Source organism: Candidatus Schekmanbacteria bacterium, assembly GCA_003695725.1.
Lineage (GTDB): Bacteria > Schekmanbacteria > GWA2-38-11 > GWA2-38-11 > J061 > J061.
The window spans coordinates 1-11,854 of sequence record RFHX01000030.1; the positions used below are offsets into that span (position 1 = coordinate 1).

General features: G+C 38.8%; 8 protein-coding genes. 2 read left to right on the forward strand and 6 right to left on the reverse strand.

Features of this window, described 5'->3' with window-relative positions; translation table 11 throughout:
- Positions 1-271: 271 nt before the first annotated feature.
- A complete protein-coding gene (locus tag D6734_01185) occupies positions 272-697 on the forward strand; it encodes a hypothetical protein (GenBank protein RMF97833.1) in 426 nt (141 codons plus the stop codon).
- A 23-nt stretch (positions 698-720) separates the two neighbouring features.
- Here D6734_01185 and D6734_01190 read toward each other — a convergent pair whose 3' ends face one another.
- The 5 genes from D6734_01190 to D6734_01210 all read right to left on the reverse strand — a co-directional run bounded on the left by D6734_01190 (position 721) and on the right by D6734_01210 (position 6,739).
- A complete protein-coding gene (locus D6734_01190) occupies positions 721-1,518 on the reverse strand; it encodes an undecaprenyl-diphosphate phosphatase (protein RMF97834.1) in 798 nt (265 codons plus the stop codon).
- A 5-nt stretch (positions 1,519-1,523) separates the two neighbouring features.
- The gene (locus tag D6734_01195) at positions 1,524-2,735 is read right to left on the reverse strand and encodes a M20 family peptidase (GenBank protein ID RMF97835.1); all 1,212 of its coding nucleotides are present in this window, start codon (positions 2,733-2,735) and stop codon (positions 1,524-1,526) included.
- 195 nt (positions 2,736-2,930) lie between these two features.
- Positions 2,931-5,534: a cadmium-translocating P-type ATPase gene (gene cadA, locus D6734_01200; GenBank protein RMF97839.1), complete on the reverse strand. Its 2,604-nt coding sequence runs from the start codon at positions 5,532-5,534 to the stop codon at positions 2,931-2,933.
- A gap of 423 nt (positions 5,535-5,957) precedes the next feature.
- A complete protein-coding gene (locus D6734_01205; GenBank protein ID RMF97840.1) occupies positions 5,958-6,335 on the reverse strand; it encodes a transcriptional regulator in 378 nt (125 codons plus the stop codon).
- A gap of 101 nt (positions 6,336-6,436) precedes the next feature.
- Positions 6,437-6,739, reverse strand: coding sequence for a hypothetical protein (locus D6734_01210; GenBank protein ID RMF97836.1), 303 nt, complete (start codon positions 6,737-6,739; stop codon positions 6,437-6,439).
- 411 nt (positions 6,740-7,150) lie between these two features.
- Here D6734_01210 and D6734_01215 point away from each other — a divergent pair, with 411 nt between their 5' ends.
- A complete protein-coding gene (locus D6734_01215) occupies positions 7,151-11,362 on the forward strand; it encodes a CoA activase (GenBank protein RMF97837.1) in 4,212 nt (1,403 codons plus the stop codon).
- 306 nt (positions 11,363-11,668) lie between these two features.
- Here the strand turns inward: D6734_01215 and D6734_01220 are convergent.
- A partial coding sequence (locus tag D6734_01220; protein RMF97838.1) for a hypothetical protein occupies positions 11,669-11,854 on the reverse strand: 186 nt, incomplete at its 5' end.

The window sequence follows — 11,854 nt, forward strand, 5'->3', positions numbered from 1 at the left end:
AAATCGAAAGTTTTTATAACCTTTTCAGAGAGTAATGAAATTCAATTATTATTAAAAAAGTCAGATTTATTGTTTCAATAAATTTTTATTACTTCAATGAGACAGCAAAAAAAGAAAGCTATGGACTACAGCTCGCAAAATAACTATTCACCAATTTAGAATCCTAATCAAAATTTTCAATAATAGCCAATTTGTATCATATATCATTGAAATAATTCCTCTTTATTCCTTATTTTTTTCAAAAATATTGTTTTTTTGATTATGTTGTATATTGATTTTTGCATTTTACAATCAAATTGTTTATCAAAATGAATGGCAAGAGATTATAACAGATACTACCGATACCTTCGTTACAGAAACTCTTGTCCCTTTCTTTTATTCGGAAAGTGCTTACTATGAGGGTAACACTCTTACTGCTACCTGGACTGCTACAATGAAAAGCCCGAGCAAAATGAAATCAACAGTTGAAATCAAGAATAGATTAGATGAACTCGGTGGTTTCGGCACTTATACAATTCTATCACTTAGTGCCAATGTAGGAGAAAAAATCCCCATCCAATTAACAATAGACGGAACATACAATTTTGAAAAAGGGACTGAATGGTCATATGATGGCACATATTATGCCTCTGACGACATCATAATGGTTACTATCACGAATATTCTATTCCGACTCTCCTTACCATATGATGATTAAGCACATAGCTTTACTTCAAAATACTAAAAATAAAACCACGAAAGAACTGCGATACCAAATATCAACCTGTAAATGACGAAGGGAAGATATGTCCTCACTTTCACATAGGCAATAAGATATTTGATACTCAAAAAACCAAAGACTGCGGCAGACACAATCCCTACTAAAAGCGCCGCTGAAAAATCCGCCCTTAAAAGCTCGCCTGCCTTCAGGAAGCCTGCGCCTGCAATGATTGGAATCGAGAGAAGAAATGAAAAGCGCGCTGCATCGTCTCTTTTCATATTCAAAAAGAGCGCTGTGGAAATTGTAACCCCTGAGCGAGATACCCCGGGAATTACGGCAAATGCCTGTGAAAGCCCTATTAATAAGGCAAAAAGAAATGATATTTCACCTACTGAAACAATTGATTTAGACCTTCTGTCAGCAAAAAAAAGTATTACTCCAAGCACAATCATTGCCATCGCCACGAGAGAAGGATTTCTGAAGACCGTTTCCGCTTTTTTCTCAAGTAGAAATCCTGCAACAGCACCCGGTACAGTACCTAAAAGAACGCACCAACCAAGACGGCTATCTGCTTCCTCAAATGGTGAAAGTCTGATGATCCCTTTTGAAAAGGAGGAAGCAATGCTAATAACTTCTTTTCTGAAATAATAAAGCACTGCCGCAAGTGTGCCCATATGAAGCGCAACATCGAAGGCAAGCCCCTGATCGTGCCATTTTAAAATTTTAGGAATTACCACCAAATGGGCAGAGCTCGAAATGGGAAGAAATTCACCGAGTCCCTGAATTGCTCCAAGAATTATTGCTTGTAATAAATCCAATTAATCTATTTTTTCTTTCTGAAATCTGATTTTATTTTCTTCAACTTTTCAGGATAGACTATTATATCATAAGCAGTCATTGCAAGGGCTTTCGCGCCCTTTAAAAGTCCTTCATCTGCCGACTTGGAAATTGCCGCACGGCAAAATTCTTCCGAATGTATTCCTGATAATCCTTCACCTATCTTTATATTCGGATGTATAGTCGGCACTATTTGGCTTAAATTGCCTATATCTGACGAGCCTGTGCCTCTTATATCCTTCAAGTTTTCTGGTTCCTTCAAGATTTTCAAATTTTCCCTAAAAACATCTTCCAAGCATTCATTATGCTTCATCGGATAATAAATTATCTCATCCTCTTCTATCTTTATTCTGCATCCTGTTGCCTTTGCCGCCGCAGAAGCGCAGTTTAAAATTTTCTTATAGACTTGTGGCAGTATCTTCTTCTCCCTTGTTCTTACATAAAACCAACAGGACGCATAATCAGGAATGATATTCGGCTTTACACCGCCGTCGGTAATTATGCCGTGCACCTTTACATCTTCCCTCAACTGCTGTCTCAATGCGTTAATATTATTGAATGTAAGTATAACTGCATCAAGGGCATTCACTCCTTCGTGAGGAGATGCCGCGGCGTGAGAGGATTTACCATAGAAATGAAATTTAACCTGCCTGTTTGCTAAAAACTCACTTCGCACTCTTGTCTTAATGTCAGGATGAATCATCATTGCCGCATCTATATCCTTAAAAAAATTCTTCTCTATCATTTTAACTTTCCCGCCACCTCCTTCTTCTGCAGGAGTGCCTATAACTTTTATGACAGCCGGAATTTTTTTCTCAGACAGGACCTTTTTAACGGCATAAGCGGCACCACAGCTTGCAGGACCTATTATGTTGTGCCCGCATCCATGACCTATAACCGGAAGGGCATCATATTCTGCTATGAATGCCACAGAAGGGCTCTTCTTTTTCTCGACGCCTATCTTAAATTCAGCTGAAAATGCCGTTGGCAGTGAACAAACTCCTTTCTTTACTTTGAAGCCTTTTTTCTTCAAAAAGTCTGAAAGCCATTTGGACGCTTTTATTTCTTTGAAACCGCCCTCAGGATTTTTATGAATCTTATGGCTAAGAGAAATAAGCTCTCTTGAAACTTGCTCTATTAAATTTACAATTTTCTCTTTATCTTGGTTCAGTTGACTCATTTTTGAATAACTATCCATATCTACGAAGAAATTTTTGAATCACTTATACCTAACTTGGCGTTTTATATCCAGAAATTTCGGTTTGAGTAATAATCGCTGATAAAAAAAGAATTCAAAATTTATTTTGAAAAGATTTAGTTGTGAAAAAAATATCGAAGATGGTAATTTGCGGCACCATTCGGGGGAAAAGCCGTTTTCACCTTACACATTCATTCAGTGTTCATGTCCGCAATCGCAAGACGGCTTCCTGTTTTCTCCATACTTCTGTTCATTGCCATGATCATTATGGCTGTGATTATGCCCATCGTTTTTATGAGAGGAATGTTGATGTTCTTCCTGATGATCATGGTCCTTATGGTTGTTATGATTGTGCATAGAATGTGCAGAATGGTCGTGTCCGCAACCACATTCATCATTATGAGTATGGCTTGAATGGCTATGAGAGTCGTGGTCATGGCTATGTTCGTGGTCATGATCGTGTCCTTCATGGCTGTGCGAAGAATGGTCATGTCCTGAATGGTCGTGGTCATGCCCGCAATCGCATGCGTCGGCGCATTCCTCGGCATGAGATTTTACTTCATTAACTTCGTCCTTTCTTCTTTTGCCAAACCTCAACAGTCTCATTCCATTAAGAATAACTACAAGTGATGTACCTGTATCAGCCAAGACTGCAAGCCAAAGGTTTGCAAGCCCTGCAAATACAAGGACAAAAAACACAGCTTTTACGATAAGGGATATAGCAATATTTGCTTTTATTATTCCAAGCGACTTTCTACTCAGCTTCATAGTATAGGGGATTCTGAGCATATCATCAGACATCAAAGCTATATCAGCTGTTTCAAGTGCTGTATCGGTTCCTGCAACCCCCATTGCAATACCTACATCTGCAGCGGCAAGAGCAGGCGCATCATTGATTCCCTCACCAACCATTGCAACGGATTTATATTTTTCTTTTAACTGCTTGATAACAGAAACTTTATCCTGCGGCATTAGTTGAGCTTTGCACTCTGTGATCCCGATCTGATTGGCAACTGCTTCAGCAGTCTTTGGATTGTCCCCAGTAAGCATAACAACTTCTTTGATACCAGCTTTTTTGAGCTCGGATACTGCCTGCGCGCTGTCCTCTCTAATCATATCCCTAAGGGCAATAACCCCTAAAACAGAATCAGAATCAGCAACAAAGAGAACAGTTTTACCTTCCGACTCTAGTCTTGAAACGATCTCGTCTGCTTCCTTGCTCAAAGAGCTTACTTTTTCATCAATAAGCCGCCTGCTTCCTATGTAATACATCTTGTTGTCAATCTCTGCCTGCATACCCAATCCAGTAAGCGCTTTAGATTTTTCGGTTTTAAAAAGAGTAAGTCCCATCAACTCCGCTTCTATCTTTATTATCTTTCCAATGGGATGTTCTGAGCGTTGTTCAATGGAAGCAGCATATTTAAGGATGTCAGTATCATTCATTGCGCTCAAAGAAATGATATCCGTAATTCCCGCATGTCCTTTGGTGAGAGTGCCAGTTTTATCGAAGGCAATAGCTCTCACTCTTCCTGCTTCTTCAAGATGAACACCACCCTTTATCAAAACTCCGTTTTTAGATGCATTTCCTATTGCAGAGACGATCGATACAGGCGTTGAAATGACAAGGGCGCAGGGACAAGCGATAACCAAAAGCATCAATCCCTTATAAAACCATGTATTGAAATCAGCTCCAAATAGAAGGACCGGTACGCAAACTATCAGGAACGCAAAGATAATAACAGTGGGCGTATAATACTTCGCAAAGGCATCAATGAAAAGCTGAGAAGGTGCTTTCTGCGCCTGCGCTTCCTCTACGAGATGAATAATCTTCGATAGTGTAGTTTCCTCATAGGGCTTTGTAATTTCAACCTCAAGAGTGCCTGACCCATTGATGGTGCCTGCAAAAACTTCGCTTCCTTCTCTTTTTTCCGCCGGCACAGACTCTCCTGTTATCGATGCTTCATTTACCTCTGACTCTCCCTTCACAACCTTTCCATCCATTGCTATCTTTTCGCCGGGCAGAATTATCATTATTTCACCTACCTTTACATCAGTAACAGGCACTGAAATCTGATTTTCACCGCGTTGAATACGAGCTTCCTTAGGTGAAAGGTCCATTAGATAACGAATGGAATTTCTGGTCTTATCCATTGTGTAGTTTTGAAGCACATTACCAAGAGAAAAGAGAAAGACTACCATTGCGCCTTCTTCCCATTCGCCTATGAATACTGCGCCCAAAATTGCGATAGTCATCAAGAAGTTCATATCTATGGTCTTATATCTCAGGGCGCTTATTCCGGCACGAGCAACATAGAAGCCTCCAACCAGCATTGCAGCGGCATAAAATCCGATCTCTGCAGGCTCTATGCCGAGAAACTGAAAAACATATGCAAGCGCTATTAGAATGCCGCATATTACAGTGGTTACGGCTTTCCTGTCGTTCTTTATCCATCCCCAAATAGATGTGCTTGTTTCTGTTTGCTCTGAAAGTGGAAATGCAGTATATCCAGCCCTGTCCACAAGATGCATTATCTTATCTATCATTCCTGCTTTTTCACTGTATTTCACTGTCATTCTTGAAAGATTGAAATCTACCCAAGCATCTTCCACTCCCTCGAGATTGCTAAGTTGGCGCTCAAGCTTTACTGCGCAGTCCGCGCAATCCATTCCTCTAACATTGAATGTCATTTTGCGGCTTGCTATAGAATATCCTGCATCCTTTACACGGTAGCCGAATGATTTGATGACAGAGATAATTTCTGAAAGGGAAACTGCATCATGTCTAAATTCCGTATACATCTTCGATGCGGCATAGTTTACTGAGCACCAATCGATACCTTCAAGTTTATTCACTGCGCTTTCTAATTTTGCCGCACAATCTGGACAATCGAGTCCTTCCAACTCTAATGTATCGTGACGAAAGCGCTTCTCTATTTCAGCGCCTTCTTTTTTTACTATGTTTCTCAAAAAATTGACTTCAATGAGATTTGGATCATAGACAATTTTTATACTCTCCGAATTATCAATAAAGGATACCTCTTTTATTCCTTTGATTGTTGAAAGCTTCTCTTCAAGGCGCTTTTCACATCTTCTGCAATCATTTCCATTTATGGGATTTGCTATAACTTCATTTTTCTTCAATGTCTGCGTCATTTTTTACCTCTATCATATTTGTAAAATTGATTATATGAACAATTCTTCATATATTGAGAGCAAAAAAAATTAATCGTGTTCTATATGCTTCAATCCTTCTTCAAAAAGATTCAAAACATGTTCATCATCCAAAGAATAATAAATGATTCTCCCTTTTCGTCTATTTTTAACCAGTCTCAATGACCTCAAAATTCTCAATTGATGAGATATAGCAGAAGGGCTCATACCAAGAAGGCTTGAAATATCACATACACAAAACTCTCCAAGGGATAGGGCATAAAGAATCTTAACCCTTGTCGCATCTCCCAATGCCCGATACAATTCAGCCAATTCTATCACTTCTGTATCAAGAAGCATCTTTCTCGAAGCCTTTTCCACCTTATCCTTATCGATAAGATGAGTTTGGCATTGGGAATCAGACAAATCTATTTCTTCTTTCTTTTTTATTTTATTAGCCATAATTTTGATCAAAGCAATTAACTATATTTGAACATATGTTCATATATCGAAATATTTTTGTCAAGTATTAATTTATTTTTTTCAAAAATTCAATATTGAAAATAATAACCGCACCTTCCTCCTACATCTTCAATATCTCTTTCATCTATAGGGAAAAGACGACAGCTTAGCGGTCTGCCTTTCTTATAAATTCTGCACGAAAGTTGATTTCCGCTTTTATCAAGCAATGGACATTTAAAGCTCATTTCACAACATTTGCCGCACTGAAGACATTTTCCTCGCCTTCTCTTCAATTGCTCTTCAACATATCTTTTCTTGAAACGGACAAGAAAATACCGTCTGACAGTGCCTTTAAAAATCCATGCCCTTTGGATAATTTCCTTCGTTGTCATTTATATATGAGTCCATTTAAAGTGAAAAATAATCAATAATAATTTTTGCTTGTTTAAATAACTACTATATACGCAATTTGTCAAGAGAGACAATTTTTATTGTCAAAATCGTGGATTTAGAAATCATATCGTATAGAGTGGTGATTTAGAGTGGTTATTCTCTCTTACCCCCATTGAAGAATCTATGAAATAGAAATTTATCACAAATCAATATGGTCTTTACAGTCAAGCTCAACAATGAGTGATGAGGATAGATCCTTTGAAAACTAATTTTTTTGAAAGATATGATTTGACAGATGAATTTATTGAAATAATAATCTAACTTACTTATTATTTATATAGCTTTTTTATTCTATTTTTCTATATTTTAATTTTTTCTCTGTCTCCATTGCAAGGGAGGGGAATCTGGCTATGATTCGTAAGGATGGAGAAGGGTGTTATTTCGCGGGAATAGATATTGGTTCGATTTCTGTTAATGTAGCGCTTCTCAACGAAAAAAAAGAAATAATCAAAACTTGGTACCGCCGCTTTCACAGCCATCCAATATCTACAGCAAAAGAAATTTTAAAGGAAGCCATATCTTTGTCTCCCAATTCAAAAATAGCCCTATCTGCAACAGGCAGCGGCGGAAAATTAATCAGCAAAGCTCTCGATGTCTTCTTTTTAAACGAAGTAGTTGCACAGGCAAAAGCTACAGCGCACTTCTACCCCGAGGCAAAAACAATCATAGAAATGGGGGGACAAGATTCGAAACTGATTCTCATTGAAAATACAATCAACGGCAATGGCTTTAAGATAACTGATTTTGCAACAAATACAATCTGCGCCGCAGGTACCGGCTCCTTTTTAGACCAACAGGCGAATCGCCTAGGAATTTCCATTGAAGATGAGTTTTCAGAGTTGGCTTTAAAATCAGAAAAGCCGCCCAGAATTGCAGGCCGCTGTTCCGTTTTTGCAAAAAGCGATATGATTCATCTCCAGCAGATTGGCACCCCTGATTACGATATTGTAGCAGGTCTATGCTACGCCGTTGCAAGAAATTTCAAAAGCAATATTGCCCGAGGCAAAGAGTTTATCAAGCCCGTTGTTTTTCAAGGAGGAGTTGCAAGCAATAGAGGAATGGTAAAGGCATTCCGCGACATCTTAGAATTGAATGAAGAAGAATTCATAGTTCACAAATACAATTCAGTCTCAGGCGCAATTGGATCAGCACTGATTCTCTTTGAAGAGAAAGATGAAAATATAAGGTATATAAGTGAAGAAGAACTTGAAAAATTGAATGAAAAACTAACAGCACTTGAATCAAAACATTTGCCTCCATTGAGTTTGGACAAAAGTGTTTATCTTCACAATCCAAACTATCGCTATCCAATCGAAGAAAAAGCCAAAAATGGAAATGGGAAAATAAAGGTGTACCTTGGAATAGATGTCGGTTCAATAAGCACAAATGTAGTGGCAATAGATGAAAATGGAGAAGTAGTGGCACGCCGCTACCTGATGACAGCTGGAAGACCTATCGAGGCAGTACGCAGAGGACTTGAAGAAATTGGTAATGAGGTAGGCGATTATGTAGAAGTTGCAGCTGTTGGAACGACAGGTTCAGGAAGATATTTGACAGGAGATTTAGTTGGCGCTGACATCGTTAGAAACGAAATAACGGCTCAGGCAAAAGGGGCGGCAGCTATTGACCCCGAAGTTGATACGATCTTTGAAATTGGGGGACAGGATTCGAAATACATCAGTCTTACAAACGGTGTTGTTTCCGATTTCGAGATGAATAAAGTCTGCGCAGCAGGCACCGGATCATTTCTCGAGGAGCAAGCAGAAAAGCTCAATGTAAATATCAAGGAAGATTTCAGCAAAGTTGCCCTCTCGTCAAAAGCGCCTGTCAAACTTGGTGAAAGATGTACAGTTTTCATCGAATCAGACATTGTCAATCAACAGCAGAAGGGAACAGCAGGAGAAGACATAGTTTCAGGACTTTCTTATTCCATAGTCTATAACTATCTAAACCGGGTGGTTGGAAACAGAAAAATAGGGAATAAGATTTTCTTTCAAGGGGGTGTAGCATATAACAAAGGCGTAATTGCGGCATTCGAGAAGGTGCTCAATAAAAAAATAACTGTGCCTCCTCATCACGATGTAACTGGTGCAATAGGAGTCGCCCTCCTTGCAAAAGAAAACGCTCCTGAGAAGAGCGCTTTTAAGGGCTTTGACCTTTCCAAACGGCAATACACTGTTAAAACCTTCGAATGTAAAGATTGCAGCAATCTTTGTGAAATCAGAATGATTAAGATGGAAGGCGAAAAACCGCTCTTTTACGGTTCACGGTGTGAAAAATATGATGTAGACCGTAAGAAGAAAGACACAAATTTAAAAAACTACTTCAACCTCAGAGAAGAATATCTTCTAAACTCAGGCATTCATAGTATGCCCAAGAAAAAAAGAAAAAGAGTGGGTATCCCGCGAATTCTTTATTTCTATGAATTGTTTCCTATGTGGAAAGCCTTCTTCGAAGAGCTTGGTTGTGAAGTCGTTCTCTCATCTCCTACAAACAAATCAATCATAGAAAGAGGTGTTGAAAATGTTGCGGCAGAAACCTGTTTTCCCATCAAAGTAGCGCATGGACATATCTTGGATTTGTTGGGAAAGGATATAGATTACCTTTTTCTGCCAAGTGTTATAAGTCTTTTCAGAGAAAATCAGTCTTTTCGCGAAAATCATACCTGCCCTTATGTGCAGGCATCACCTTACATAATCAATGCTTCATTGAACCTTGATAAAAAAAATATCGATCTGCTTCAGCCAGTATTTCATCTTCAAGGCACAGACAACCAGATTAGCAAACCCTTCAAAGAAATAGGAAAAAAACTCGGTGTTTCACTCAATGACTATCTGCAAGCTTATCGGGTTGCTATGGATGTGCAAAAAAGATTCTATTCAAACCTTGCTAATTTAGGCAAAAAATTCCTCGACTCATTGAAAGAAGACGAAAAAGCTCTTGTCATCGTAAGCAGGCCTTACAATGGATTTGATTCGTCAATCAATTTAGGATTGCCTGAAAAACTTTGCTCCCTTGGGGTAAGGACAATTCCGATGGATTTTCTCCCGTTGAACAGCACAGACATATCTCCTTATCATCCGAATATGTATTGGAAGTCAGGACAAAGGATTCTCTCTGCGGCGCAATATATTAGAAACCATCCAAACCTCTTCGCCGTTTATATTACCAATTTTGGATGCGGACCAGATTCATTCATCAGTCACTTCTTTGCCGACATTATGAAAGGTAAACCCTATCTGCAGATAGAAATCGATGAACACAGCGCAGATGCAGGCGTAATTACAAGATGTGAGGCTTTCCTCGACAGCCTTGAAAACTATAAACAGAAAACTCCTGCTTCTGTTCGCGCAAGACAAATGATACTAAAACACCTAAAAAATCGAAAACATACCATCTTTATTCCAAATATGACTGACCACGCCTATGCTATCAAGTCGGCATTCAATTATAATAATGTAGATGCCGAAGTCATCGAGGAATCCGACGATGAAACTGTTCAACTTGGAAGACAATTCACATCAGGCAAGGAATGCTATCCCTGTATCCTGACAACAGGAGACCTTTTCAAAACAATCAAAAAATCGGGTCTCCCACCGGAAAGAATAGCCTTTTTTATGCCGTCGGCAGAAGGTCCTTGTAGATTTGGACAGTATCACCAGTTTCAGCGTCTCCTTTTAGATGAAAACGGATACGAAAATGTCCCCATCTATTCATTAGAACCCGAAAAATCCTATAGCGACGAAGTATTCGGAAAAGACTTTGACCTTCTTGCATGGGAAGGAATCATTGCCATCGATATCCTCGAAAAAGCCGCAAGGGAAACTCGTCCTTATGAAATAAATAAAGGTGAAACCGATGAGGTCTATCAGCATTGTTTAAGGTATATAACCAATATACTAAAATGCAACGGAGACATTGCGCGAGCTCTTGAAATCTGCAGAAAAGAATTCGAAGCAATAAAGGTTGAAAAGAAAAATGGACAAAAACCAAAAATTGGAATTGTGGGAGAAATCTATATTCGCAGTAACCGTTTTGCCAATCAAAATATTGTGAAAAAAGTTGAAGAATTGGGCGGTGAAGCATGGGTAGCACCTTTGAGTGAATGGTTCCTGTACAGCAATTATGTCTATAAGAAGAGAAAGCTATTCAGGAAACAATATAAGAATTTACTGAAAACCCATACGAAGGATAGGATTCAGAAGCTCCTTGAACACAAACTTTACAAAACCTTTGAAGGCTTTCTTGAAAATGGAGATGAGCCGGCTACAGAAACCTTGATAGAGCAGAGCAAAAAATATTTAGACCCTTCCTTCGATGGAGAAGCAATACTGAGCGTTGGTAAGGCAATCGATTTTGCAAAAAGAGGATTAAAGGGGATTATCAATGCAATACCCTTCAGCTGTCTGCCGGGCACAGTGGTAACAGCCATATCAAAAAAACTCAGCGAGGATTTTGGAAATATTCCTTGGCTCAATATTTCATTCGATGGAATGGACGATACAGGCACAGAGAATCGGCTCGAGGCATTTATTTATCAAGCCAAAGATTTCAAGGGATAAAATATCTTTATTTCCCCTCTCTCTTTTGAAGGATACAACTAACTATTCTTCCGGTAATGAACTATGTAGGCAAGTTCACCAATATGCGATGAGAAATGACTTTTCCACGAATTTGGTTGATACAACTCATCTATGACGCAGAGGGTAGGTTTAGTGTCAGCCGTTGTAATCGGCATTATGATTTTTATGATATGGCAGTTTCAGTCGATTCAAAATGAGCCGTAATATTTTTATTGGATTGATCATTGAACAGAAAAACTCACCTCAAGATGAATTGGTTGAGAACTTGAAAGATAAAAATGCTATTTATAGTGGATCTCCTTGAAGCGAAAATTCATACCGCTTCTTGCCAAGACATTTGAGTCGGTCGCTAACAACAGGACTTCGCAGAAAAATCTCACTTGCAGGATAGAAATACCAAACAACTTTTCCCTTTTTTATGTATATCTCGCCTCCTGAAATATAGCGCACTGTCTTTTCCGAAATATAAAA